We start from the raw sequence: 24,865 nt of genomic DNA on the forward strand, positions 1-24,865 counted from the left end.
GGCGCAAGGCGCCAAAAATTGCGAAAATAACGACATCTTTGAAGTGACACCATGGCTTTACTCCCAATTCTTTGCTACCCCGACCCCAAACTGCACACCGTGGCCAAACCCGTGACTGCGGTTGATGCGCGCATCAAGACCCTGATTGCCGACATGTTCGAGACCATGTACGAGGCCAAGGGCATCGGCCTGGCCGCCACCCAGGTCAACGTGCATGAGCGCCTGATTGTGATGGATATCTCCGAGGGCCGCGATGTGCCGCTGGTGCTGATCAACCCAAAAATTATCTGGACCAGCCCGGAGATGCACCTGAACGAGGAGGGTTGCCTGTCGGTGCCCGGCATTTACGACGGTGTCCAACGCCACGACGCGGTCAAGGTGGAAGCCCTGGACGGCGAGGGCCAGCCCCACCTGATCGAGGCCGACGGTTTGCTGGCGGTGTGCATCCAGCACGAAATGGATCACCTCATGGGCAAGGTCTTCGTCGAGTACCTGTCGCCCCTCAAACGCAATCGCATCAAAACCAAGATGATCAAGGCCCAGCGCGAGGAGCGTTCTTGAAGCTGGTGTTTGCCGGCACCCCCGAATTTGCGGCGGTCGCGCTGGCCCATTTGCAGGCGGCAGGCCATGACATTGCGCTGGTGCTGAGCCAACCCGACCGCCCGGCCGGTCGTGGCTTGAAAGTGCACACGTCCCCAGTCAAGCAGTTTGCGCTGGCGCATGGCATGGCGGTGGCGCAACCACGCAGCCTGCGCCTGGACGGCAAATACCCGGACGATGCCGAGGCGGCGCGCGCAGCATTGGTGGCAGCGCAGGCTGACGCCATGGTGGTGGCGGCCTATGGCTTGATCCTGCCGCAGTGGGTGCTGGACTTGCCCCGCCTGGGCTGTTTCAATATTCATGCGTCCCTGTTGCCGCGTTGGCGCGGCGCAGCGCCCATTCACCGCGCCATCGAAGCCGGTGACGCGGTCACGGGCATCACCATCATGCAGATGGACGCGGGCCTGGACACGGGTGATATGCTGCTGACGCAGACCCTGCCGATCTCCCCGACGGACACCACGGGCCGCTTGCATGACCGGCTGGCCGAACTCGGTGGTGTTCTGATGGTCCAGGCGCTCAACCTGGCTGCCCAGGGCAAGCTGCAACCAATTCCGCAGGCGCTTGAGGGCGTCAGTTACGCCAGCAAGATTGACAAGGCTGAGGCCAGCATTGACTGGTCCCAGACGGCGCAAACCATTAGCCAGCGGGTGCGTGCTTTTGACCCCTTTCCGGGCGCCAGCACGGTGCTTGCGGGCGAAACGCTCAAGATCTGGGCTGCAGAGCCGGGGCCGATCGCATCCCAGAGGCCATCCACGCCAGGCCAGATCGTGGCGTGTGAGCCGTCCGGCATTGTGGTCGCCGCGGGTGACTCCACGCTGATCGTCACCGAACTGCAGCGTCCCGGCGGCAAGCGCCTGGCCAGTGCCGAGTTTTTGCGCGGCTGTCCCCTGCAAGTAGGCCAGGTGCTAGGTTGATGCGACGTCTGCTTGCCGATGCCCGCAGTTGGTGGCAGCACCCGGCGTTTGTGCGAGGCGTGCGCGAAATGGGTTCGGTGTCACCTGGCCTGGCGGCCTGGGGCTTGATGACTGGTGTGGCCATGGTCAAGTCGGGCATGAGCACCTTGGAGGCCGTGGCCATGAGTTTGCTGGTGTTTGCGGGCAGTTCGCAACTGGCGTCCATGCCCCTGATTGCCGCCGGAGCCCCGATCTGGGTGATTCTGGCCACCAGTTTTTGCGTCAACCTGCGCTTTGTGGTGTTCAGTGCCCACATGCGGCCTTATTTGATGCACCTGCCGCTCAACTGGCGCCTGTTTCATGGCTACCTGACGGCCGACCTCAGCTACGTCATGTTTACCCGGCACTACCATCACCCACCCGTCAACCAGGTCGAAAGCCGGGAACAGTTGGCCTACCTGAGTGGCGGCAACCTGCTTAACTGGGTCAGTTGGCAAAGTGCCAGTTTGTTGGGCATTGCGCTGGCCAACGTGATCCCGACCCATTGGGGTCTGAGTTTCGCCGGTATTCTGGCCCTGCTGGGGGTCGGGTGCTCGCTGGCATCGAGCCATTTGAGGCGTGTTTCAGCTGGCGTGGCCGGCATGGCCGCGGTGGCCGCCTACGCTTTGCCGCTCAAGCTCAATATTGTGGTCGCCATTGCCAGTGCTGTGGCGCTGTGCCTGATCATCGAAGCCAGCTGGCCTAAAGCGCCGGGTTCGCCCAAGGTGCCTGCATGAACGAAACCGATCTCTGGACGCTAGGGGTGATCTTGGGCTTGGCATGTGTCACCGCGCTCACCCGTTGTTTCTTTTTTATCAGCAACCAGCCTTGGCACTTGCCGTCCTGGGCGCAACGCGGTCTGAAATACGCGCCCATTGCTGCGCTGGCAGCCGTGGTGGTGCCGGAAGTGGTCATGGTGCAGGGCGAATTGATCAGCACCTGGCAGGATGCCCGCATCTATGCCGCCATGGTTGGCGCCGCTTATTTTTTCTGGCGCAAGGGGCAAGGGCAGGCGGTGCTGGGCACCATCGTGTCCGGCATGGCGGTCTATTTGCCGCTGCACTTGGGACTGGGTTGGTAGGGCGTGCGGTCTTGTTGCTGCCTTGTAACTGCTTTGTGTGAGAATCGCGAAACTAAATTACACCGGAGATTGATTCATGCCCCGTCGCGCGACCAAAATTGTGGCCACTTTAGGCCCAGCGTCCAGTGATCCCTTCCTGCTAGAGCAAATGATTCGCGCCGGGGTCAACGTGGTTCGGCTGAACTTCAGTCACGGCACGGCGCAGGACCACATTGAGCGGGCGCGCCTGGTGCGCGAAGCCGCCAAACGCGCCGGCCGCGAGGTCGCCATCATGGCCGACTTGCAGGGCCCCAAGATCCGGGTCGGCAAATTTGCCGAGGGCAAGGTATTTTTGCAACCTGGCCAGACCTTCGTGCTGGATGCGGCGCGCACCGAGCTCGGTGACATCGACGCCGTGGGGCTGGACTACAAGGCCTTGCCGCGCGAAGTCAAGACGGGCGATGTGCTGCTGCTCAATGACGGCCTGATCGTCATCGTGGTGGACCGCGTCAAGGGCGAAGCCATTTACACCACGGTCAGGATGGGCGGCGAGTTGTCCAACAACAAGGGCATCAACAAGCAGGGTGGTGGTTTGACGGCCCCGGCGCTGACGGCCAAGGACATGGAAGACATCCGCACCGCCATGAGTTTTCATGCCGATTACGTGGCCGTGAGTTTCCCCAAGAATGCCACCGACATGGAAATGGCGCGCCAACTCTGCAGCGTGGCGGCCGAAGACGGTCACCGTCCCGGCCTGATCGCCAAGATCGAGCGCGCCGAAGCCATCCCGCATCTGGAAGAAATTTTGCTGGCCAGCGATGGCATCATGGTGGCGCGCGGCGACCTGGCGGTCGAAGTGGGCAATGCCGTGGTGCCGGCGCTGCAAAAACGCATGATCAAGCTGGCCCGTGAGCATGACCGCGTGGTGATTACCGCCACGCAAATGATGGAGTCCATGATCACCAACCCGGTGCCCACCCGCGCCGAGGTCAGTGACGTGGCCAACGCGGTGCTCGACGGCACCGACGCCGTGATGTTGTCGGCCGAGACCGCCGCCGGCAAATACCCGCTGGAAACCGTGATCGAGATGGCCAAGATTTGCCATGCGGCCGAGGGCGGCGAGGCGTTCGAGCTCGAAGCCGACTTTACCGGCAAGACCTTCAGCCGCATCGACCAGACCATCGCCATGGGCGCGCTGTTTACCGCACACCACCTCGGTGCCAAGGCCATTGTGGCCATGACCGACAGTGGCTCGACTGCGCTGTGGATGAGCCGCCACCTGATTCAGGTGCCCATTTACGCCCTGACTTCCAAAATAACCACGCAGCGCAAGATGACCCTGTACCGCAATGTGCGCCCGCTGCTGATTGACACCAGTGCCGACCGCGACACCGCGCTGGCCGAGGCCGAGGCCGACCTCAAGGCCCGTGACATTGTCCAGACCGGTGATGTTTACGCCATCACCTGCGGTGAGCCCATGGGCTCGCCGGGCGGCACCAACATGCTCAAGATTTGCCGGGTTGGCTAGGCGCCTGGGCGCCTGGGCGGCAGAGCGTTCTGCTGCGTGTCCCCCGCCCTGCGGGCACCTCCTTGTACCTGCGCAGAACACTCTGCCGCCCAAGCTCCTAGGGGCGGTGTCAGTTTCCCCGCTGCCTGAGTGGCTAGAATTGGTCTGAGTTACCGCTCAGTTACCAATCTTCAAAGGACACCATCATGGCACTTGTTTCTATGCGCGAATTGCTTGACCATGCCGCCGCCAACGGCTACGGCATTCCGGCTTTCAACGTCAACAATCTGGAGCAAGTGCAAGCGGTGATGTCGGCGGCCGATGAAGTGGGTGCGCCGGTCATTTTGCAAGCCAGTGCCGGGGCGCGCAAGTACGCGGGTGAACCCTTCATCAAGCACCTGATTCTGGCCGCCATCGAGGCTTACCCGCACATTCCGCTGGTGATGCATCAGGACCATGGTCAGAACCCGGCCGTTTGCCAAGGTGCCATCGACCTGGGTTTCAGCTCGGTCATGATGGACGGTAGCCTGGAAGGCGATGGCAAGACCATTGCCAGCTACGAGTACAACGTTGAAGTGACCCGCAAAGTGGTCGATATGGCGCACGCCGTGGGGGTCACGGTGGAGGGTGAGTTGGGTTGCCTGGGTTCGCTCGAAACCATGAAGGGCGACAAGGAAGACGGCCATGGCACCGACGCCACCATGACCCGCGAGCAAATGCTGACCGACCCCGAGCAAGCCGCTGACTTTGTCAAGCGCACCCAGCTCGATGCGCTGGCCATTGCCATCGGCACCAGCCACGGCGCCTACAAGTTCACGCGCAAGCCCACGGGCGACATTCTGGCGATTGACCGCGTGATGGAAATCAACAAGCGCCTGCCCAACACCCACCTGGTCATGCACGGTTCCAGCAGCGTGCCGCAGGAGTCGCTGGCGCTCATCAACCAGTACGGCGGCAAGATGAAGGAAACCTACGGCGTGCCGGTGGAAGAAATCCAGAAAGCCATCAAATACGGCGTGCGCAAGATCAACATCGACACCGACATTCGCCTCGCCATGACCGCCGCCGTGCGCAAGTACATGTTTGAAAATCCGGACAAGTTTGATGCCCGCGACTGGCTCAAGCCGGCCCGCGAAGCCGCCAAAGCGCTGTGTAAACAGCGCTACCTGGAGTTCGGTTGCCAGGGCCAGGGCGCCAAGATCAAGAGCCACAGCCTGTTTGAGGTGGCCGGAAAATACGCCCGTGGCGAGCTGGCGCAGGTCGTGAACTGAGCGCTTTGGCCCAGACCTGCTTAAAAAGCCACCTGCGGGTGGCTTTTTGCTGTTGTGCACGGCTATTGAATCTAAACTCGGGGCATCTGTTGAACCCAAATCCCTAACGCATCATGACCCAATCCCCGGCTGCCCTGCACACCTCCAACATCACCTCCCTGCCGCTGTTGGCGCGCGGCAAGGTGCGCGACAACTACGCGGTGGGCGATGACCGCATCCTGATGGTGGCCAGCGATCGCATCAGTGCCTTCGATGTCATCATGGGCCAACCGATTCCGGGCAAGGGCGTGCTGCTGACGCAAATGGCGCTGTTCTGGTTTGACAAGTTGGGCCCCAAGGGCCTGAACATCTGCCCGATTCACCTCACCGGCGAGGCGCCTGAAAGTGTGGTCACGGCGGCGGAAGTTCCGCAAGTGACCGGTCGCTCGATGCTGGTCAAGCGCCTCAAGCCGATTTTGGTGGAAGCCGTGGTGCGCGGCTACCTGGCCGGCAGCGGCTGGAAGGAATACCAGGAAAATGGTGCGGTGTGCGGTGTCAAACTGCCCGCCGGCCTGAAAAACGCCAGCAAATTGCCCGAGCCTATTTACACCCCGGCGGCCAAGGCCGAAATGGGCGACCATGACGAAAACATCACGTTCGAGAAAACCGTGGAGATGATCGGGGCCGACCTGGCCACCCGCATCCGCGACATCAGCATCGCACTTTACAAGGCGGCCAGCGCCTTTGCCGCCACCAAAGGCATCATCATCGCCGACACCAAGTTCGAGTTTGGCCTGGACAAGGACGGCACCTTGATGTTGATGGACGAGGTGCTGACGCCCGATTCGTCGCGCTATTGGCCCGCCGAGAGCTACCAGGAGGGTGTCAACCCGCCCAGTTACGACAAGCAGTTTTTGCGCGACTGGCTGGAAACCGCCCTGGTGGCTGGCCAGCCCTGGAGCAAGAGCCCGCCGGCACCGCACCTGCCGCGCGAGGTCATTGAGAAAACCGCAGCCAAGTACCAGGAGGCACTGACTCGGCTCACTGCTTAATTGAGCATCATGCTCAATTGACGGCGGTACCTGGACACCAGTGCCGCCTGCGGGTCTTCCTCGACCTGTACCTTGCCCAATACCTCGATGCCGCCGGCCGCTTTGCCACCGGCTTGCGCTGCTGCCTTGGGTTTGGCTGGGGTCAGCAGTTCCAAAATGGCGACAAAGGCCTTGCGCGGCGCCTCATCACCCCATTTTTTGTCGCGCATGATGATTTCCAGCAGTTCGTCCATGGCGGCTGTCCACTCGCCCACGGCCATCAGCAGCCGGGCTTTGGCAAAGCGGGTGTCAAAGTCGCGTTTGTTCAGGGCAATTTTTTCGTCAAACTGCTCAATCGTCCAGCTGGCATGGGGGCCGGTAGCGGCAGATTGAATCGCGTCGAGCCATTGTGACAAGGCCTCAAAACGCAGTTGACGCGGAATCTCTGACAGTTTGGGGGCCAGCGTGGCGTCAGCTTCTTCCAGACCGCCCAGGCTGATCAGCAGCTTGATGTAGTCATAGCGGGCGTCGTCGTTGCCGGGGTCGGCGGCCAGCGCGTCGGCCAGCTTGGCCAGTGCCGCGTCGGTATCACCCGTCTGCAGCAATTCCTGGGCGGCCTCGGCCTCGGCTTCGGCCATCAGGGCCTCTTCGCTGGGCAGATGTTTGTCCAGAAAGCTGCGTATCTGGGGGCCGGTCTGGGCGCCCATGAAACCGTCGACCGGCTTGCCACTCATCATCAAAATACAGGTGGGAATGCTGCGGATGCCAAAGGCCTGCGCCAGTTGCTGCTCCTGGTCCGAGTCGATCTTGACCAGTGTGAAGCGGCCCGCATAGTCCACTTCAAGCTGTTCCAGGATGGGCCCGAGCGACTTGCAGGGGCCGCACCAGGGCGCCCAGAAATCAATCAGGATGGGCTGGGTCATGGAGGCGGCAATGACCTCGGTTTCAAAATTTTGGAGGGTGACGTTAATCATGGTTCTGGGTGGCTTGGGTCAAACGTAAAATTCGGGCATGAACTCAATACAAATCGGTGTGCTCATGGGCTCCAGCTCGGACTGGGACACCATGCAACACGCAGTCCACATTCTCCAACAGTTTGGCATCCCTTACGAGGCCCGCGTGGTCTCGGCGCACCGAATGCCCGACGATATGTTTGCCTATGCCGATACCGCGGTGGGCCGGGGCCTCAAGGCCATCATCGCCGGCGCTGGCGGCGCAGCGCACTTGCCGGGCATGCTGGCAGCCAAAACCACGGTACCCGTGCTGGGTGTACCGGTGGCCAGCAAACACCTGAGCGGCGTCGATTCGCTGCACAGCATTGTGCAAATGCCCAAGGGTATTCCGGTGGCCACCTTTGCCATCGGTGCGGCCGGGGCGGCCAATGCTGCGCTGTTTGCGGTGGCCATGTTGGCCAATTCCGACATCGTGCTGCGGGTCAAGCTGGAAGACTTTCGGGCTGAACAAACCCAGATGGCGCGCGGCATGACGCTGCCCCCCAAGTTATGAGCGGCCCCATTTTGCTGCCCGGTGCCATCGGTTTGAATGGCAGTGGCCAGCCCACCACACTGGGCGTGATGGGTGGCGGCCAGCTGGGTCGCATGTTTGTGCAGGCAGCCCAGAGCATGGGCTACTTCACCGTGGTGCTCGACCCCGACGTCATCAGCCCGGCCGGGCTGGTGAGCCACTACCACATCCAGACCGACTACCTGGATGAGCAGGGCCTGACCCAACTGCTGCAGCGCTGCGCGGCCGTGACCACCGAGTTTGAGAACGTACCGGCGCCCGCGCTGGTCACTTTGGGGGCGGCGCGCCCCACCGCGCCGAGTGCCGATGCGGTGGCCATCGCACAAGACCGCATCAAGGAAAAAGCCCATCTGGCGCGCAGCGGGGTGCCGGTGGCGCCCTACGCCGTGATTGAAACGGCGGCGCAACTGGCGGCGGTGCCTGATGCGTTGTTGCCGGGTATTTTGAAAACCGCCCGCCTGGGCTACGACGGCAAGGGCCAAGTGCGCTGTCGCAATCGCGCCGAGCTGGTCAGCGCCTGGGATACGCTGAAAAATGTGCCCTGCGTGCTGGAGCAGATGTTGCCTTTGGCCGCCGAGTGTTCGGTGATTGTGGCGCGCGGCTGGGACGGCGCCATGGTGCACTTTGCCCCGCAACGCAATTTGCACCGCGAAGGCATCCTGGCGGTGACCGAGGCGTTTGAGGGCAACATGTCACCCGTGCTGGCTGATCAGGCGGTGGCTGCGGCGCGCACGATTGCCGAAGAATTGAACTACGTCGGCGTGCTGTGCGTGGAATTTTTTGTATTGCAAGAAGGCTCGTCTGAGTGCGCAAGCCTAGGCGGCCTGGTCGTCAACGAGATGGCGCCGCGCCCGCACAACAGCGGCCACTACACCCTGGACGCCTGCGATGTGTCGCAATTTGAGCTGCAGGTGCGCACCCTGGCGGGTCTGCCGTTGACGCAGCCGCGTCAGCACAGCGCCGCCGTGATGTTGAATTTGCTCGGTGATTTGTGGGTGGACGGTGCCACGCCGTGCTGGGATCAGGTGCTGGCCCTGCCAGGTGTGCACTTGCACTTGTACGGCAAGCTCAAAGCCAGCAAGGGACGCAAGATGGGGCATTTGACCGTCACGGCTGCCACTCCGGAGCAGGCCCGCAGCACGGCGCTGGCGGCCGCCAGCGTGTTGGGCATCGCACCGTTTTAATGGCTTGATCCCATGATTCTGCCGGGTGATGCCCCTGAATCCATCGCCGCCGCAGCCCATTGCCTTCGGTTGGGCGGCTTGTTGGGGCTGCCGACCGAAACGGTGTACGGCCTGGCCGCCAATGCCGACGACGACGCTGCCGTGGCGCAAATTTTCAAAGCCAAAGGCCGTCCGGCAGACCACCCTTTGATTGTCCATGTGGCTGATGTCGGCGCGGTGGCGCATTACGCGTCGGACGTGCCCGAGTTTGCCCGCCAGCTCATGCAGGCCTTTTGGCCCGGCCCGCTGACGCTGATCCTGCCGCGGCGGTCAGGGATTGCCAACGCCACCGCCGGTGGCAACCCCACCATTGGCCTGCGCTGCCCGTCGCACCCGGTCGCGCAAGCTGTGCTGAATGCGCTCAGAGACACCGCCATGCCTTTGTGCGTTTGGGGTTTGGCTGCGCCCAGTGCCAACCAGTTTGGCCGTGTCAGCCCCACCACAGCGGCCCATGTGCAGGGTGAATTTGGCGACGACCTGCTGATTCTGGACGGGGGTGCTTGCGATGTGGGCATTGAGTCCACCATCATCGACTGCAGCCGTGGCCAGCCGGTGCTGTTGCGTCCGGGGGCCATCTCGCCGGAACAGGTGCAGGCGGTGTGTGGTTTGAAGGTGCTGGCCAAAGAAGCGCTGCAAACGCTGGATGCACCCGCCCCCAAGGCCTCGGGCACATTGGAATCGCATTACGCACCGCGGGCGCAGGTGCGACTGATGGAGGCTGGGGCGCTGCAGGCGGCTTTGCGCGACGAGTTGAATCAGGGCTGTGTGGCGGTGTGGCATCGCAGCCCGATGGGTTCGCTTGTCGCCGGCGTGTTGTATCAGCGCATGCCCTCTGACCCGGTCACTGCCGCCCGCCAACTGTTTGCGATCTTGCGTGCATTTGACTTGCACGGTGTCGCGCAAATCTGGGTCGAAGCCCCACCGACGGCGTCTGAATGGGACGGTGTGCGGGACCGTTTGCAGCGGGCGGCCGCCAGTTAATTGGCGCTTACCGGTAGCGCAGCTTCATCACCAGAATGGTGCTCGCCAGCGCCAGCGTGACCACGTTGGCAATCACCACCGGCCAGGCACCCAGCATCAGGCCATAAATTAGCCACATGGCCACGCCCAGTGTGAACGCGCTGTACATGCCCAGCGAGATACCCCGGACATCTTTGGTGCGGAAAGTGTGCAGCGCCTGCGGTAAAAAGCTGATGGTCGTCAAAATGGCAGCCAAGGTGCCGATCAGGTCAGTGAGGTTCATGGTTTCAGGTCAGTAGGAAAGATGCGCATCGGCATCACTGGGTCTGATTGTCCCTCACCGCCCAGTCAATCAGGGCATCCAGCGCCGGGCGAACCGCTGCGGCGTTGGGGTGATTGACGATGGCCACGATCACGTAACGCTTGCCACTGGCAGCGTGGACATAGCCCGCCAGTGCGGTCACATCTTTGAGGCTGCCGGTTTTCAGGTGGGCGCTGGCGCTGTTGGCCAGGCTGCGTTTGAGGGTGCCATCCACGCCCACCAGGGAAAGCGATGACATCAATTCAGGCATGGTGGGCGAGGCATAGGCCAGTTGCAGCAATTGCCCGAGCTGCTGCGCGCTGATGCGGTTGTGGCGGGACAGGCCAGAGCCGTTGTCGATGGACGGCACATCGGTGGCGCTGATGCGACGCTGCCACCATTGGCGCACCGCTCCACGCGCCGACGCGGGAGTGGCGGGGGCTGGCAGACCAAGCGTCAAGAACAGCTGCTGCGCCATCACGTTGTTGCTGAACTTGTTGATGTCGCGGATCACTTCGGCCAGGGTCGGGGAGGTGAGCTCGAACGTCGCCGGACCCTGCGGTGCGCTGCCATTGCGGACGGTACCGGTCAGTTGACCCCCCATGCTGCGCCACAGGCCTTCGATGGCACGGGTGTTGTAACTGTTGGGGTCGGCATAGGCAATGGACCACACTTTTTCGCCACAGCCTGCGGCGTAACTGCCATTGAAACGGATTTTTTCCGAGTCGGAAAAGTCCGCCTTGAGGCTGGCACGGTAATCATTGCAAGCCCCATTCTGCCCAGGCTTGCCGGGGCTCAGCGGCACGCTCGTTTGAAACTTTACGCCCCACAAGGGCGGGTCGTATTGCACGCTGGCACGGCCGGTGAGCGGATCGGGCGCAAACGTCATGACGACGGACTTGAAATTGACCAACAAGGCATCGGGCGCTGCGTTGTAGGGGCGCAGCGGTTCGCCATCAAATTCGGCCGCATTGGTGTCAGGCAGCGCAAACAGGCCGCTGTCCAGAACGATGTCGCCAGCAATGCTGTGAATACCCAGCCCCTGCAAGCGGCGCAGCAGCAGCCAGACTTTTTCAAGCACCAGCTTGGGGTCCCCCTGGCCCTGAATGATCACGTTGCCTTGCAGTACGCCGTTGACCACCGGACCATCGACCCAAACCGGTGTGCGCCAGGTGTAGGCGGGCCCCAACAGTTCGAGCGCAGCTGTGGTGGTGACCAATTTCATGACCGAGGCCGGATTCATGGGCTGGTCCGCGCGGTGGCTCAGGCGCGGCGCGGAGCGGCCGTCGGCTTCCAGCACCAGCAGGGCGACGGCATCGGTCGGCATCTGGGCACGGTTCAACGCCATCATCACGGGTTCTGGCAAGGCCTGTGCCAAGGTGCTGGCGCTGAAAAGGCTGGCCACCGCACAAAGCAGAGTTTGTACGAACTGGCGTGTGCTGAGTTTGAGGGTTTGCATTTTTCTATTATGAAGTGGTGGGTGGCCTTGGCGCGGTTGATGCACTATTCTTGAGCCTGTTGTTGTTCGAATTGGAGTATTTATCCCCATGGAAAAAATCATCCTCGTCACGGGCGGCGGGCGCGGCATTGGCGCCGCCTGTGCGCTGCTGGCAGCAGAACAGGGCTACGCCGTTTGCATCAGTTACAGGACGAATGAAGCTGCGGCCACCGAAGTCATTGCTGCCATTGAAGGCCGTGGCGGCACGGCGTTGGCGATCCAGGCTGACGTTTCTGATGAGTCAGCAGTTGAGCGCTTGTTCGCGCAGATGGACAAGCGATTTGGGCGCTTGACCGCGCTCATCAACAACGCCGGCATGTTGTTCCCACAGATGCGTGTGGAGCAAATGGACGCGGTGCGCATCAATCGTCTTTTAGCCACCAATGTCACCGGCAGTTTTTTGTGCGCACGCGAGGCCGTGCGGCGCATGTCGACCCGGCACGGTGGCCCGGGCGGCAGCATCGTCAACATGTCCTCACGCGCCGCAGTGCTTGGTTCCCCGGGCGAGTATGTCGACTATGCGGCTTCAAAGGCAGCACTCGATGCCTTGACGATCGGCTTGTCGAAGGAAGTGGCCAATGAAAAAATTCGTGTTAACGGCGTGCGTCCTGGTCTCATTCACACAGACATACATGCCAGCGGCGGCGAACCGGGCCGCGTCAGCAGACTGCAAGCAACGGTGCCCATGGCCCGGGGCGGCGACCCGCTGGAGGTGGCAAGGGCGGCACTGTGGTTGCTTTCGGACGAGGCCTCCTACACCACCGGATCTTTCATCGAAGTATCGGGCGGACGCTGAACGGGCAAGCACAATCCAATATTTTCAGTGTTTTGATGCCTGCCGGCGGCATGCTGCTGGCGTGGTGCCTTTTGCACAATATCGGCGCCCAATTTTTAAGCAGTCACCGGCAAGCCAATACTGGCGCGGCCTGGCGGACTTGTTCAACAAGTTGTCAACAAGCTTAGTCCTGTGTTGTGGGGACAACATGACTGGAGCGACTGGGTCAAAGACGTTGATTCCACTGAATTCAATTATCGGAGCCACAAAGCAAAATGGGTTAGCAGTCAAAAACTGCTAACCCATTGATTTATATGGTCGGAATGAGAGGATTCGAACCTCCGACCCCTTCGTCCCGAACGAAGTGCGCTACCAGGCTGCGCTACATTCCGATTTTTGCCTGAATCGTCAGGACTGACGCTCCAACAATTGAGCCGCCAATTGTATCAAACACTGCCTGTGCGCATTGTCTGGTAACAGCTCGGCTGCGGCGATGGCGCGGCGTGCTTCGTCTGCGGCCGCTTGACGCGCCACATCGAGGGCGCCGGTAGCCTGCACGATGGCCACGACCTGGTCAATCAGTTCAAGTTTGCCAGTTTCAATGGCGCTTTGGATGAGTTCGCGTTCGCTGGCGGTGCCGCGTTGCATGGCTGCAATCAGGGGCAGGGTGGTTTTGCCTTCGCGCAAATCGTCACCCAGGTTCTTGCCCATCACAGCGACATCGCCGGTGTAGTCCAGCACGTCGTCGATGATTTGAAATGCGGTGCCAAGGGCTTGCCCGTAGTCGGCGCAGGCGGCTTCGATGTCAGGGCTGGCGTTGGCCAAAATGGCCCCGACACGGGCGCTGGCTTCAAACAGCTTGGCTGTTTTGGAGCGGATCACATGCAGGTAGCCCGCCTCATCGAGAGCAGCGTTGTGCATGTTCATCAATTGCATGACTTCGCCTTCCGCGATCACGTTGGTGGCTTCCGCGAGCACTTCCATGATGCGCATGTTTTGCGCATCCACCATCATCTGGAAGCAGCGTGAATACAGGAAGTCACCCACCAGAACGCTGGCAGGATTGCCAAAGGTTTCGTTGGCGGTCGGATTGCCGCGCCGCATGGAAGAGTCGTCCACCACGTCATCATGGAGCAGCGTCGATGTGTGGATGAATTCCACCACGGCCGCCAGATTAAAGCGCTGCGCGCCGGTGTAGCCAAGGGTGCCGCACATCAAAAGAAGCAACGCTGGGCGCAGCCGCTTGCCGCCGGCAGAAATGATGTAGCGTGACACTTGCCCCACCAGGGGTACGCCGGATTCCAGGCGATGCGTAATGACCACGTCGACCTCTCGCATGTCCTGCGCAATGATCGCCATGAAGCTGGGTTTTTGAGATGGAGTGGCTTGCAAGACAGTGACCCGATTAGTTGGGCAGATTATAGAAAGTCCACAAGCCTTGATTGGCTTAAACTTTGCCTCACATCAGTGTGATTGGACAGTCTGATGGACTTGTGCGATAATTCCGGGCTCTGCGAAAATTCGTTCGGAGAGCATTATTAAGAGGTTATTATGTACGCGGTCATAAAAACTGGTGGCAAACAATACAAAGTTGCAACCGGCGAAAAAATTAAAGTAGAACAGATTGCTGCGGATGTAGGCCAAGAGATTGTGATCGACCAGGTTCTGGCAGTCGGCAGCGGCGCAGAGTTGAAGGTTGGTACACCCTTGGTGTCCGGTGCAGCGGTCAGTGTCACAGTTTTGGCACATGGCAAACACGACAAAGTGAGCATTTTCAAAATGCGCCGTCGTAAACACTACCAAAAACGTCAAGGTCATCGTCAGCAGTTCACTGAACTCCTGATTGGTGCGATTTCTGCATAAGGAGCAAGAGTCATGGCACATAAAAAAGGCGGCGGCTCGACGCGAAATGGGCGCGATTCCAAGCCCAAAATGCTCGGTGTGAAGATGTTTGGTGGCCAGTTGGTCGCCCCTGGCGCGATCATCGTGCGCCAGCGCGGCACACAATTCCACCCCGGTGCCAATGTTGGCATTGGCAAAGACCACACGCTGTTTGCATTGACAGAAGGTCATGTGTCGTTCGCCATCAAGGGCGCTTTGAACCGGCACACCGTGAGCGTGACTGCAGCAGCTTAAGGGCTGGCGTACGTTCATCCAAGACCCTGCGCACGGCGCGGGGTTTTTTATTTATAAAACACTATCATGAAATTCGTTGACGAAGCCTACATTGATGTCTCCGCTGGAGATGGTGGCGCTGGCTGCGTCTCGTTTCGGCATGAAAAATACAAAGAGTTCGGCGGCCCCAACGGCGGAGACGGTGGCCGTGGCGGCCATGTGTTTGCCGTCGCCGACCCCAACCTCAACACCCTGGTCGATTACCGCTTTTCGCGCCGGCACGATGCCCAGCGCGGTCAGCATGGCATGGGCTCCGATATGTTCGGTGCCGCTGGAGACGACATCACGCTCAAAATGCCGGTGGGTACGATCATCTCTGATGCCGAAACCGGCGAGGTGCTGTTTGAGTTGCTTAAACCGGGTGAGGTGATCACCATTGCCAAGGGGGGTGACGGAGGCTTTGGCAACATGCGTTACAAGAGCGCCATCAACCGTGCACCGCGACAAAAAACGCCAGGCTGGCCTGGTGAAAAGCGCAACCTCAAGCTGGAGCTCAAGGTGCTGGCCGACGTGGGTCTGTTGGGCATGCCCAATGCCGGGAAGTCCACCCTGATCACGGCCATTTCGAACGCCCGACCGCGCATTGCCGACTATCCGTTCACCACTTTGCATCCCAATTTGGGTGTGGTACGTGTCGGGCCTGAGCAAAGCTTTGTGGTGGCCGATCTGCCCGGTTTGATAGAAGGAGCTTCTGAAGGTGCCGGCCTGGGGCACTTGTTTTTGCGCCATTTGCAGCGTACCCGGCTGCTGCTGCACGTGGTCGACATGGCGCCTTTTGACGATGGCATTGACACCGTCGCGCAGGCCAAGGCCATCGTCAATGAGCTCAAAAAATACGATACCGCGCTGTTTAAGAAACCGCGCTGGCTGGTGCTCAACAAGCTCGACATGGTGCCTTTGGAAGAGCGCGAGGCCCTGGTCAAGGACTTTGTCAAGCGCTTCAAGTTCAAGGGGCCGGTGTTTGAAATCTCGGCACTCACGCGTGAGGGCTGCGAGTCGCTGATCAAGGCGGTGTACAAACACATCAGTGCCCAGCAGAAAATTGAACTGGAGCCTGAAGTGATAGACCCGCGTTTTGCCGAGCCGCTTGGGCCCGATGCAACAATCTGAAGCGCCTGACGCAAACTACTAGCCCAAGAGGGTTCAATGGCTCAAGAACAAGAGAATTCAGCATTGCGTGAGGCTCGCCGTGTGGTGGTCAAGGTGGGCTCCAGCCTGGTGACCAACGATGGTCGGGGTCTGGATGAAGCAGCGATTGGCGAGTGGTGCCGGCAAATGGCGGTGCTGGTGCACCAGGGGCGTGAAGTCATCATGGTTTCCAGTGGCGCCATCGCCGAAGGCATGAAGCGCTTGGGCTGGTCCAAGCGCCCGCATGAAATTCATGAACTGCAGGCTGCCGCCGCAGTGGGGCAAATGGGCCTGGCACACATGTACGAAACCAAGCTGCGTGAGAACGGCTTGGGCAGCGCCCAGGTGCTGCTGACGCACGCCGACCTGGCGGACCGCGAGCGCTACCTCAATGCGCGCTCCACGCTGCTGACCCTGCTCAAACTCGGCGTGGTGCCGGTCATCAATGAAAACGACACGGTCGTCAACGACGAGATCAAGTTTGGTGACAACGACACGCTGGGTGCTTTGGTTGCCAACCTGGTCGAAGCTGACGCGCTCGTTATTCTGACCGATCAAAAAGGCTTGTTCACGGCCGATCCGCGCAAGGACACCCTTGCCCAATTTGTGCATGTGGCACAGGCCGGTGATCCCGCGCTGGAAGCCATGGCTGGCGGCGCGGGTTCCAGTCTGGGACGCGGTGGCATGATCACCAAGATACTGGCCGCCAAGCGGGCCGCCGGTTCAGGCGCGTCGACCGTGATCGCCTGGGGGCGCGAACCTGATGCCTTGCTGCGGCTGTGTCAGGGCGAGGCCATTGGCACGCTGCTGGTGGCGCCGACGCAAAAAATGCAAGCGCGCAAACAGTGGATCGCCGATCATCTGCAATTGCGTGGCTCGGTCACGGTCGATGCCGGCGCTGTGGCCAAATTGCTGGGTGACGGATCAAGCTTGTTGCCCATCGGCATGATCGGTGTAGAGGGCGATTTTTCGCGTGGCGATGTGATTGCCATCCGCGATCCACAAGGGCTGGAGATGGCCCGTGGACTGGCCAACTACGCCAGTACCGAAGCGCGCCTGATTTGTCGCAAGCCCTCCAGCGCCTTTGAAGCCTTGCTGGGTTATGTGGCGGAACCAGAAATGGTGCATCGCGACAACCTGGTGCTCAAACGCTGACGCCTTGGGGGCGGGCGCCAGCTTGCCATCTATCTGCTTTTGAGCCTTCTGATGATCTCTGTGGCTGAGCCAGCGGCGGTATTGCCTTCACAGACCCCTTGCCGTGCCAGTGCCAGTGCATGTTTGGAGGGCTGCTTGTCGTTGAGCCCGCGCCACTCGGGTTCCTTCACCAGCGTCCAGACACCCGTGGCGCTGGCCCGGGCATAGGCTTTCACTTCACCCTTTGCGCAGCGAATGCCCTCAAAAAACGCGTTGACGGAACCGCTGGGGCTGACGGCCACTATCACATAGCGCACGATGCCGTCCGGTGTGACTACCACTGTGGCGGGATCGACGCCGAATTTCATGCTTACATACGCAGGCATGTCAATGTTCACCAATTGTTTGGGGTCGAATTTGGGCGGCGCAGGTACTTCGGTTTCTTGCCAGTCGGGATTGTCGACCAGACCTTGCGCTTGCGCACCCAGCGCACAGCATGTCAGGCCCAGCAACAAGCAGTTTTTCAGCGCGAGGGGAAAAGAACGCAGAAATTTTGATTCAGGCATGTTGCGGTCCAGGCGGCGGGTCAGGTTCAAGGGTGGCTCCTGGTGGTGTTTCAAAGCTGGTATCGGGCATGTCTGCGCAGGACTGTTCCAGGTCGAGCGGACGAATGCCTTGGCGCAGAAAGCGGTTGCGGTGCTCATTGCGCGGCAGGTAGCGCGACAGTTCGGTGAGTGCCGTCACATAGACTTCGCGTTTGAACTCGACTACCGCGTCCAGTGGCACCCAATAGTCGTTCCAGCGCCAGGCATCGAATTCGGGGTGGCTGGTGGCACGCAGGTTCAAATCCCAGTCGTGACCAACGAGTTGCAACAAGTACCAGATTTGTTTCTGGCCCTTGTAAAAACCGCGTGAATCGCGGCGAATAAAACGGTCTGGCACCTCATAGCGCAACCAGTCACGGGTGCGGGCCACGATGCGAACATGTTCGCGCTGCAGCCCAATTTCTTCATGCAACTCCCGGATCATGGCCTGCTCCGGAGTTTCACCCCGGTCAATGCCACCCTGCGGAAACTGCCAGGAGTGCGTACGGATACGCTTGCCCCAAAACACCTGATTTTTCTGGTTGAGCAGGACGATGCCGACGTTGGGCCTAAAGCCGTCCCGGTCAAGCATAATCAAACCCCAATTTTTAAATTGTCTTGATTATGCACAGCCCGGGCTGTGCAGCAAGCGACATAACCCTGACATATTGCTGGATATCCCATGAGAGCCTCTCAATTTTTCATTTCCACCCTCAAAGAAGCCCCGGCGGATGCCGAAATTGCCAGTCACAAGCTCATGATGCGCGCCGGCATGATCAAAAAAATCGGTGCCGGCATCTACACGCTGATGCCAATGGGCCTGCGCGTGGTGCGTAAAGTGGAGGCGATTGTTCGTGAAGAAATGAACCGTGCCGGTGCGGTCGAACTGACCATGCCGGTAGTGCAACCTGCCGAGTTGTGGGCCGAGACCGGCCGTTTTGAAAAAATGGGACCTGAGCTTTTGCGCATCAAGGACCGTCACGGGCACGACTTCGTGATTCAACCCACCAGCGAAGAAGTGGTGACCGACATTGCGCGCCAGGAAATCCGCAGCTACAAACAGTTGCCTAAGAATTTCTACCAGATTCAGACCAAGTTTCGCGACGAGCGGCGCCCCCGCTTTGGGCTGATGCGGGGACGTGAATTCATCATGAAAGATGCCTACAGCTTTGACCGCGATCAGACCACGGCCAAAGCCAGCTATCAGGTCATGGCTGCAGCCTACCGGCGCATCTTTGACCGCTTTGGGCTTACCTACCGTGCCGTGGCTGCCGACAGCGGCGCCATTGGCGGGGATTTGAGTGAGGAATTCCAGGTGATCGCCGCCACTGGCGAAGATGCCATCGTTTACTGCCCCGGCAGTGATTACGCCGCCAACATGGAAAAAGCCGAGGCGCTGGCGCCCGCAGGCACGCACCCGGCGGCCATCCAAACCATGAGCAAAACTGCCACGCCGGGTAAAAGCACTTGCGCTGCGGTGGCTGAACTGCTGGGCTTGCCTCTGAAAAATACCGTCAAATCCCTGGTGCTGGCCACCGACATGCTCAACGAACAGGGTGAAGTGGTGAAAACGCAGGTCTGGTTGCTGTTGCTGCGCGGCGACCACGACATGAACGAGGTCAAGGTCAGCAAATTGCCTGGGTTGCAAGCCTTCCGTTTTGCCACACTGCCCGAAATCGAGGAACATTTTGGTTGTTTACCCGGTTATCTGGGGCCGATCGGTCTGAAGAAGCCCGTTCAAATCGTGGTGGACCGTGACGTGGCGGTGATGAGTGACTGGGTTTGTGGTGCCAACGAGGCAGACTTCCACATCACAGGCGTCAACTGGGGCCGCGATTTGCCCGAGCCGGCACTGGTGGCTGATTTGCGCAACGTGGTAGCGGGAGATGCCTCGCCAGATGGCCTGGGTGTGTTGGCGATCGAACGCGGCATTGAGGTAGGCCATGTGTTTTATCTGGGCACCAAATACAGCCAGGCCATGAACGCGACCTTTCTGGACCAGAATGGCAAGCCCCAATTCATGGAAATGGGCTGCTATGGCATTGGCATCACGCGCCTGCCTGCGGCCGCCATTGAGCAGAATCACGATGAACGCGGCATCATCTGGCCCGACGCGCTGGCGCCGTTCACGGTGGTGCTGTGTCCGATCAACGCCGAGCGTTCGCCAGAAGTCAAGGCCACCGCAGACAAGCTGTATGCCCAATTGCTGGCAGCCGGTGTCGATGTCATGCTGGATGACCGCGGTGAGCGCCCGGGCGCCATGTTTGCCGACTGGGAGTTGATTGGTGTGCCGCACCGCGTCAATATTGGCGACCGGGCCTTGAAGGAAGGCCATGTCGAATACCAGCACCGCCGCGACGCCGCCGCCAGTGCCGTGCCGGTGGCCGACATCGTGGGCCAGTTGCTGGCCAAACTCAAGGCGTGAGCGGTCAACGATTGCCGAATTGTGTTTGTCGCATGAGCTGGCTATGAGTATCAACCGACGCGCACTTCTGGGTAAGTCGTTAGCGCTTTCACCTGTGCTGACGGGCTCAGGCGCGCTTTTGTTTCAAGCGCCTGCCTGGGCCGGGGCACAAATCGAAGAGCCGCTCATTGACTCTGTCCGAACGGCCTTGAGCTCGACTATTGCCAACCACGCGCCACCCGTGCCGGAGTTCCCTGACACCGAATCGCGTCTGCGCTACCTGCGTTGGTTGGGGGCCATGAGCGAACGCCTGGTGAGGAAAAAGTCTGACTGGAATACGCGCAAGGAATTTTTGCAAACGGTGTGGTACGAGGCCAGGCGCGCGGGTCTGGACGTCTCCATGGTGCTGGGTCTGATTCAGGTGGAAAGCAACTTCAGAAAATTTGCCGTGAGCAGCGTCGGTGCACGCGGCTACATGCAGGTCATGCCATTCTGGACCCGGGTGCTGGGCGACGGCGATGCCAGCAAGCTGTTTCACCTGCAGACCAATTTGCGCTTTGGCTGCGTGATCCTGCGCCATTACCTCGACCGTGAACGCGGCGACGTCTACATGGCGCTGGGGCGCTACAACGGCTCGCGGGGCAAGCCGCAGTACCCCAACGCGGTCTTTGGCGCCCGGAGACTGTGGGAGCCTCAAACCGCTTGAGGGGTGCATCAGTTGGCGGGCGTTCCCAGCAAGGTCTGCAATTCACCGTTCTCGTACATTTCCATCATGATGTCCGAGCCGCCAATGAACTCGCCTTTGAGGTAGAACTGCGGAATGGTGGGCCAGTTGCTGTAGTCCTTGATGCCAGCGCGAATACCGTCATCTTCGAGCACGTTGACGGTCTTGATGGCTTTGGGATCAACGCCACAGGCTTTCAGGATCTGGATGGCACGGCCCGAGAAACCACACTGCGGAAAGCTCGCCGTGCCTTTCATGAAAAGCAAAATGTCGTTGTGTTTGACCAGGTCGTCAATGCGTTGCTGTGCGTCGCTCATGCTGAAAATTCCTATTAAAAAAACAAGTCTGATTATTTCACTTTTAGGCCCGGCTGGGGGCGAAACCCTGTCGGGCTTAGGGGTGCTCCGGGCGCTCTAGTAGTGCGGCGGCAAATCCTCGCGCAGGTTGCGTGTCGCTGTGGCAGCCTCCGGCGGTGCCTGCTGGCTTAACCACTGCACTTCACGCGTCAGGCGGTCAATCTGGTCCTGCTGACGGATGATGATCTGGTCGAGCTTGTCCAGCAGGTCTTCGGCGAAGCTGGCTTTGACTTCCAGGTCGGTGAGTCGCGCTTCAAGGGAATGGATCATGGTCAGGATGTTTTTATGTTGAGGGGTTGAATTGGCCGCCGCTGCAGCGTTCGATGCCCGCCAGGTCTCGGCGGGACTGTACTTGCATCAAACCTGCGGCGCTCAGCAAACCGCGTACGGACTCTGCTTGGTCGTAGCCGTGTTCCAGCAACAGCCAGCCACCGGGCGTCAGGTGGCTTGGCGCTTGGCTGATGATCTGGCGCAGGTCATCCAGGCCATCCGGACCGCTGCTGAGGGCTGGCGCTGGTTCAAATTGGAGCGCTGCCAAGTGTGGGTCGCGTTCTGCGATGTAGGGTGGGTTGGAGACGATGCAGTCAAACCGGGCTTCAGACGGGGGCAAGGCGTCAAACCAGGCACCCTGATGGAAGCTGACGTCCAGTTGGAGCCGCTGGGCATTGGTTTGGGCCACGGCCAGGGCGGCGGCGCTGAGGTCGCTGGCCTGGACATTGAGCGATGGCTGGCTGGCCTTGAGCGCCAGGGCGATGGCGCCGCTCCCGGTGCCCATGTCCAGGGCACGCTGTTGGCCTGCCAGCAGTTCCAGTGCCCAGGTGACCAAGGTTTCGGTATCGGGCCGGGGCACCAGCACACGGGTATCCACCTGCAGGTCGAGTCCAAAAAATTCCTTGTGGCCGGTCAGGTAGGCCAGCGGCTCGCCGGCCAGGCGACGCTGCAGCAGGGCTTCCAGGTTTGTGGCCAGGGTGGGCGATAGCAGCGCATCGTCGTGCGCCAGCAGCCAGCCGCGCTGGTGGCCAGGCCTGTCCAGCAGGTGCAACAGCAGCATTTGGGCATCCAGTCGATCCACGCCTCTGGATTGCAGGTTGGCCAATGTTTGCCCTAGGGTCTGGTTCATTTTGATGGTCTTGGTTGCGGTTCAGGCATTGCGTTCGAGTGCCGCCAACTGCGCTGCGGCTTCATGGGCTTGCAACGCGTTGACCACATCGTCCAGGTCGCCCTCCATGATCGTGAGCAGTTTGTAGAGCGTCAGATTGATGCGGTGGTCGGTGAGTCGGCCTTGAGGAAAGTTGTAGGTGCGGATGCGATCGCTGCGGTCGCCGCTACCCACCAGACTCTTGCGCTCGGCAGCGTCTTTGGCAGCGCGTTCGCTGCGGTCTTTTTCCTGAATGCGGGCTGTCAGCACCTTGAGGGCTTGCGCCTTGTTGCTGTGCTGGCTACGGCCATCCTGGCATTCGGCCACGATGCCAGTCGGCAGGTGGGTGATACGAACCGCAGAGTCAGTTTTGTTGATGTGCTGGCCACCGGCGCCGCTGGCGCGGTAGGTGTCAATGCGCAAATCCGAGGGGTTGATCTTGATGGCCTCTGCCTCGTCGGGCTCGGCCAGCACGGCCACGGTGCAGGCGCTGGTGTGGATGCGGCCCTGGGTTTCCGTGACTGGCACGCGCTGGACCCGGTGACCGCCTGACTCGAACTTGAGAGCACCATAGACATGGTCGCCGTCAACCTTGATGACGACTTCCTTGTAGCCGCCCAGCTCGCTGGCGGACTCACTGATGATTTCAGACTTCCAGCCGCGACGCTCGCAATAACGCAGGTACATGCGCGCCAGATCAGCGGCAAACAGGGCAGATTCGTCGCCGCCGGTGCCGGCGCGAATTTCCACAAAGGCATTGCGTGCGTCATCGGGGTCTTTGGGCAGCAGCATGCGTTGCAACTCGGTCTCAAGCTGATGCAGCTCGGCCCTGGCGTCCTCCATTTCTTCTTGGGCCATCGCCGCCATGTCTGCGTCGTCAGCACTGCCGGCCAGCAACTCCTCGGCCGCGGCCAAGTCGGCCTCGCGCTGTTGGTAGCGTTGCCAGCGGGTTGCCACGGCGGCCACCTCGGTGTGTTCGCGTGACAGCAACAGAAATTGCGCCATGTCGCTCATGATGTCGGGTCGGGACAGCAAAAACTCCAGCTCGCCCAGGCGGTCGGCATAACGGACAAGTTGTTGGCGAAGAAAGGTTTTCATGGACGTTGCGAGGATGAGGGCAGGAAGAAGGGGAGGTCAGACACGTCTGGTATCGTGTCATTGGGAGCGCAGCGTGGCAGTCCAGGGGCTTGGGACCGGTCACGTCGCTGCGCTGACCGCAATGACGAAGCGGCAGGCAGCGCCGCTAACGCTCTTTGCGCAAAAAGAAATGCTGCACTGCGGCGCTGGCGCGCTCGCGGGTGTGGCTGTCGCCACCGCGCAGTTCCGCCATGGCACCGTGTAGCATTTTTTGTGTGAGGCCTTTGCTGAGGGCTTCCAGCACCGCGTCCACGTCTTCCCCTTTGGCCAGCAATTTGCGGGCGCGTGCAATCTCACTGGCACGCCATTCATCGGCCTGAGCGTTGAGTTGCTGGATCAAAGGCACCGTGCTGCGCTGCTCGATCCAGTGCAGGAAGCTTTGGACCCCGGCGTCCACAATGGCTTCGGCCTGGGCCACGGCAGCTTGTCGGTTGGCTTGCGCGGTTTGCACCACGCCGGCCAGGTCATCCACGGTATAGAGGTAGACATCTTCCAGCGCCTTGACCTCGATCTCGATGTCGCGCGGTACCGCCAGATCGACCATGAACATGGGTCGGTGGCGACGTGTTTTGAGGGCACGTTCGACCGACCCCAGCCCGATCAGGGGCAGGGTGCTGGCGGTGCAACTGATGACTGCATCAAATTCATGCAAACGGTCCGGCAGGTCGGCCAGACGCATCACTTCCGCTCCAAATTTGGCTGCAAGCTCTTCGCCGCGTGCCAGGGTGCGGTTGGCAATGGCGATGCTTTTCGGGCTCTTGGCAGCAAAGTGGGTGGCGCACAGGTCAATCATTTCGCCAGCACCAACAAACAGAACTCTGACCTCGCTCAGGTCTTCAAACAGTTGCCCGGCCAGGCGCACGGCGGCGGCGGCCATGCTGATCGAGTGGGCACCGATTTCGGTTGAGGTGCGGACTTCCTTGGCGACCGCAAACGAGCGCTGAAAAAGCTGACTCAGCGTGGTGCCCAAGGCGCCGGCCGCCTCGGCGGCACGCACGGCATCCTTGATCTGGCCCAGAATCTGCGGCTCGCCCAGCACCATCGAATCGAGTCCGCTGGCAACCCGGAAAGCGTGTCGTGCCGCCAGGCCGTCGTTGAGCGTGTAGGAATGGGCGCGCAACAGCTCGGCAGGCACGCCACCGCATTGCGCCAGCCAAGCCAGGGTGGGTTCCAGTTGGGCTTGTTCGCCGGCACAATAAATTTCCGTGCGGTTGCAGGTGGAGATCAGGGCGGCTTCTGGCACGCGGGTCAGGGCGCCGCGCAAGGCATGCAAAGTGGGTTCGACCTGGTCGATGGCGAACGCAAACCGGCCGCGCAGATCGAGCGGTGCGGTGGTGTGATTGATGCCTAATGCCCAGACTGCCATGCTTGAATTATAAAATCAGCCATTATGTGCTTTGACCTGTATCATTTTTTCTTTT

At 60.5% G+C, this 24,865-nt stretch carries 28 protein-coding genes and 1 tRNA gene; 17 read left to right on the forward strand and 12 right to left on the reverse strand.

Annotated features, from left to right (window positions below; translation table 11 throughout):
- Positions 1-51: 51 nt before the first annotated feature.
- The 7 genes from def to Q7U49_RS12185 all read left to right on the forward strand — a co-directional run bounded on the left by def (position 52) and on the right by Q7U49_RS12185 (position 6,404).
- Positions 52-561, forward strand: a complete 510-nt coding sequence (gene def / locus Q7U49_RS12155; protein ID WP_304764528.1) for a peptide deformylase — start codon at positions 52-54, stop codon at positions 559-561.
- Positions 558-1,517 (forward strand): methionyl-tRNA formyltransferase, encoded by a 960-nt coding sequence (gene fmt / locus Q7U49_RS12160; RefSeq protein WP_304764529.1) that lies wholly within the window; start codon positions 558-560, stop codon positions 1,515-1,517. The genes def and fmt overlap by 4 nt, the downstream gene beginning before the upstream one ends.
- Positions 1,517-2,272 carry an AzlC family ABC transporter permease gene (locus Q7U49_RS12165; protein ID WP_304764530.1) on the forward strand — a complete coding sequence of 252 codons (756 nt, stop codon included), beginning with the start codon at positions 1,517-1,519 and terminating at the stop codon, positions 2,270-2,272. Before fmt ends, Q7U49_RS12165 begins: the two co-directional genes overlap by 1 nt.
- A complete protein-coding gene (locus Q7U49_RS12170; protein WP_304764531.1) occupies positions 2,269-2,616 on the forward strand; it encodes an AzlD domain-containing protein in 348 nt (115 codons plus the stop codon). Before Q7U49_RS12165 ends, Q7U49_RS12170 begins: the two co-directional genes overlap by 4 nt.
- A gap of 76 nt (positions 2,617-2,692) precedes the next feature.
- Positions 2,693-4,123 carry a pyruvate kinase gene (gene pyk / locus Q7U49_RS12175; protein ID WP_304764532.1) on the forward strand — a complete coding sequence of 477 codons (1,431 nt, stop codon included), beginning with the start codon at positions 2,693-2,695 and terminating at the stop codon, positions 4,121-4,123.
- 185 nt (positions 4,124-4,308) lie between these two features.
- Positions 4,309-5,373 (forward strand): class II fructose-bisphosphate aldolase, encoded by a 1,065-nt coding sequence (fba, locus tag Q7U49_RS12180; protein WP_304764533.1) that lies wholly within the window; start codon positions 4,309-4,311, stop codon positions 5,371-5,373.
- A gap of 113 nt (positions 5,374-5,486) precedes the next feature.
- Positions 5,487-6,404, forward strand: coding sequence for a phosphoribosylaminoimidazolesuccinocarboxamide synthase (locus tag Q7U49_RS12185; protein ID WP_304764534.1), 918 nt, complete (start codon positions 5,487-5,489; stop codon positions 6,402-6,404).
- On the opposite strand, the gene trxA is transcribed toward Q7U49_RS12185, so the two are convergent.
- Positions 6,401-7,357, reverse strand: coding sequence for a thioredoxin (trxA, locus tag Q7U49_RS12190; protein ID WP_304764535.1), 957 nt, complete (start codon positions 7,355-7,357; stop codon positions 6,401-6,403). The genes Q7U49_RS12185 and trxA overlap by 4 nt on opposite strands.
- 37 nt (positions 7,358-7,394) lie before the next feature.
- On the opposite strand from trxA, the gene purE reads away from it, so the two are divergent.
- Genes purE through Q7U49_RS12205 form a run of 3 tightly spaced genes read left to right on the forward strand, consistent with a single transcriptional unit; the run spans position 7,395 to position 10,111 of the window.
- Complete coding sequence (purE, locus tag Q7U49_RS12195) at positions 7,395-7,889, forward strand: 5-(carboxyamino)imidazole ribonucleotide mutase (RefSeq protein WP_304764536.1); 495 nt, start codon at positions 7,395-7,397, stop codon at positions 7,887-7,889.
- The gene (locus Q7U49_RS12200; RefSeq protein WP_304764537.1) at positions 7,886-9,091 is read left to right on the forward strand and encodes a 5-(carboxyamino)imidazole ribonucleotide synthase; all 1,206 of its coding nucleotides are present in this window, start codon (positions 7,886-7,888) and stop codon (positions 9,089-9,091) included. Before purE ends, Q7U49_RS12200 begins: the two co-directional genes overlap by 4 nt.
- Before the next feature lie 12 nt (positions 9,092-9,103).
- Entirely contained in the window at positions 9,104-10,111 is a 1,008-nt protein-coding gene (locus Q7U49_RS12205) for an L-threonylcarbamoyladenylate synthase (protein ID WP_304764538.1), read from the forward strand.
- Between the two features lie 7 nt (positions 10,112-10,118).
- Here Q7U49_RS12205 and Q7U49_RS12210 read toward each other — a convergent pair whose 3' ends face one another.
- Together Q7U49_RS12210 and dacB are read right to left on the reverse strand one after the other, a co-directional pair.
- A complete protein-coding gene (locus Q7U49_RS12210; RefSeq protein WP_304764539.1) occupies positions 10,119-10,373 on the reverse strand; it encodes a SemiSWEET transporter in 255 nt (84 codons plus the stop codon).
- Positions 10,374-10,407: 34 nt separating this feature from the next.
- A complete protein-coding gene (gene dacB, locus Q7U49_RS12215; RefSeq protein ID WP_304764540.1) occupies positions 10,408-11,850 on the reverse strand; it encodes a D-alanyl-D-alanine carboxypeptidase/D-alanyl-D-alanine-endopeptidase in 1,443 nt (480 codons plus the stop codon).
- A gap of 88 nt (positions 11,851-11,938) precedes the next feature.
- Here dacB and Q7U49_RS12220 point away from each other — a divergent pair, with 88 nt between their 5' ends.
- Positions 11,939-12,685 carry an SDR family oxidoreductase gene (locus Q7U49_RS12220; protein ID WP_304764541.1) on the forward strand — a complete coding sequence of 249 codons (747 nt, stop codon included), beginning with the start codon at positions 11,939-11,941 and terminating at the stop codon, positions 12,683-12,685.
- A gap of 294 nt (positions 12,686-12,979) precedes the next feature.
- Here Q7U49_RS12220 and Q7U49_RS12225 read toward each other — a convergent pair.
- Together Q7U49_RS12225 and Q7U49_RS12230 are read right to left on the reverse strand one after the other, a co-directional pair.
- A tRNA-Pro gene (locus tag Q7U49_RS12225) sits at positions 12,980-13,056 on the reverse strand.
- Between the two features lie 16 nt (positions 13,057-13,072).
- The gene (locus Q7U49_RS12230; RefSeq protein WP_304764542.1) at positions 13,073-14,023 is read right to left on the reverse strand and encodes a polyprenyl synthetase family protein; all 951 of its coding nucleotides are present in this window, start codon (positions 14,021-14,023) and stop codon (positions 13,073-13,075) included.
- A gap of 192 nt (positions 14,024-14,215) precedes the next feature.
- On the opposite strand from Q7U49_RS12230, the gene rplU reads away from it, so the two are divergent.
- The 4 genes from rplU (at position 14,216) to proB (ending at position 17,122) form a co-directional block, all read left to right on the forward strand.
- On the forward strand, positions 14,216-14,527 hold the full coding sequence (gene rplU / locus Q7U49_RS12235; RefSeq protein ID WP_304764543.1) for a 50S ribosomal protein L21: 312 nt from the start codon (positions 14,216-14,218) through the stop codon (positions 14,525-14,527).
- A 12-nt stretch (positions 14,528-14,539) separates the two neighbouring features.
- On the forward strand, positions 14,540-14,800 hold the full coding sequence (gene rpmA / locus Q7U49_RS12240; RefSeq protein ID WP_296159460.1) for a 50S ribosomal protein L27: 261 nt from the start codon (positions 14,540-14,542) through the stop codon (positions 14,798-14,800).
- Between the two features lie 66 nt (positions 14,801-14,866).
- Complete coding sequence (gene cgtA, locus Q7U49_RS12245; RefSeq protein WP_304764544.1) at positions 14,867-15,949, forward strand: Obg family GTPase CgtA; 1,083 nt, start codon at positions 14,867-14,869, stop codon at positions 15,947-15,949.
- A gap of 36 nt (positions 15,950-15,985) precedes the next feature.
- Positions 15,986-17,122: a glutamate 5-kinase gene (gene proB, locus Q7U49_RS12250; RefSeq protein WP_304764545.1), complete on the forward strand. Its 1,137-nt coding sequence runs from the start codon at positions 15,986-15,988 to the stop codon at positions 17,120-17,122.
- A 29-nt stretch (positions 17,123-17,151) separates the two neighbouring features.
- Here proB and Q7U49_RS12255 read toward each other — a convergent pair whose 3' ends face one another.
- Together Q7U49_RS12255 and Q7U49_RS12260 are read right to left on the reverse strand one after the other, a co-directional pair.
- Entirely contained in the window at positions 17,152-17,697 is a 546-nt protein-coding gene (locus tag Q7U49_RS12255) for a CNP1-like family protein (protein WP_304764546.1), read from the reverse strand.
- Positions 17,660-18,277 (reverse strand): RNA pyrophosphohydrolase, encoded by a 618-nt coding sequence (locus Q7U49_RS12260; protein WP_304764750.1) that lies wholly within the window; start codon positions 18,275-18,277, stop codon positions 17,660-17,662. The genes Q7U49_RS12255 and Q7U49_RS12260 overlap by 38 nt, the downstream gene beginning before the upstream one ends.
- A gap of 90 nt (positions 18,278-18,367) precedes the next feature.
- Here Q7U49_RS12260 and Q7U49_RS12265 point away from each other — a divergent pair, with 90 nt between their 5' ends.
- Complete coding sequence (locus tag Q7U49_RS12265) at positions 18,368-20,110, forward strand: proline--tRNA ligase (RefSeq protein WP_304764547.1); 1,743 nt, start codon at positions 18,368-18,370, stop codon at positions 20,108-20,110.
- Positions 20,111-20,135: 25 nt separating this feature from the next.
- The gene (locus Q7U49_RS12270) at positions 20,136-20,795 is read left to right on the forward strand and encodes a lytic transglycosylase domain-containing protein (protein WP_370654001.1); all 660 of its coding nucleotides are present in this window, start codon (positions 20,136-20,138) and stop codon (positions 20,793-20,795) included.
- An 8-nt stretch (positions 20,796-20,803) separates the two neighbouring features.
- On the opposite strand, the gene grxD is transcribed toward Q7U49_RS12270, so the two are convergent.
- The 5 genes from grxD to hemA all read right to left on the reverse strand — a co-directional run bounded on the left by grxD (position 20,804) and on the right by hemA (position 24,810).
- Complete coding sequence (grxD, locus tag Q7U49_RS12275) at positions 20,804-21,130, reverse strand: Grx4 family monothiol glutaredoxin (protein WP_304764549.1); 327 nt, start codon at positions 21,128-21,130, stop codon at positions 20,804-20,806.
- Positions 21,131-21,226: 96 nt separating this feature from the next.
- Positions 21,227-21,439 carry a SlyX family protein gene (locus Q7U49_RS12280; protein ID WP_304764550.1) on the reverse strand — a complete coding sequence of 71 codons (213 nt, stop codon included), beginning with the start codon at positions 21,437-21,439 and terminating at the stop codon, positions 21,227-21,229.
- A gap of 13 nt (positions 21,440-21,452) precedes the next feature.
- The gene (gene prmC, locus Q7U49_RS12285) at positions 21,453-22,289 is read right to left on the reverse strand and encodes a peptide chain release factor N(5)-glutamine methyltransferase (RefSeq protein ID WP_304764551.1); all 837 of its coding nucleotides are present in this window, start codon (positions 22,287-22,289) and stop codon (positions 21,453-21,455) included.
- Between the two features lie 21 nt (positions 22,290-22,310).
- A complete protein-coding gene (prfA, locus tag Q7U49_RS12290; protein ID WP_304764552.1) occupies positions 22,311-23,405 on the reverse strand; it encodes a peptide chain release factor 1 in 1,095 nt (364 codons plus the stop codon).
- Positions 23,406-23,550: 145 nt separating this feature from the next.
- A complete protein-coding gene (gene hemA / locus Q7U49_RS12295) occupies positions 23,551-24,810 on the reverse strand; it encodes a glutamyl-tRNA reductase (protein ID WP_304764553.1) in 1,260 nt (419 codons plus the stop codon).
- Positions 24,811-24,865: the final 55 nt, after the last annotated feature.

It is taken from the genome of Rhodoferax sp., from assembly GCF_030653815.1.
GTDB lineage: Bacteria > Pseudomonadota > Gammaproteobacteria > Burkholderiales > Burkholderiaceae_C > Rhodoferax.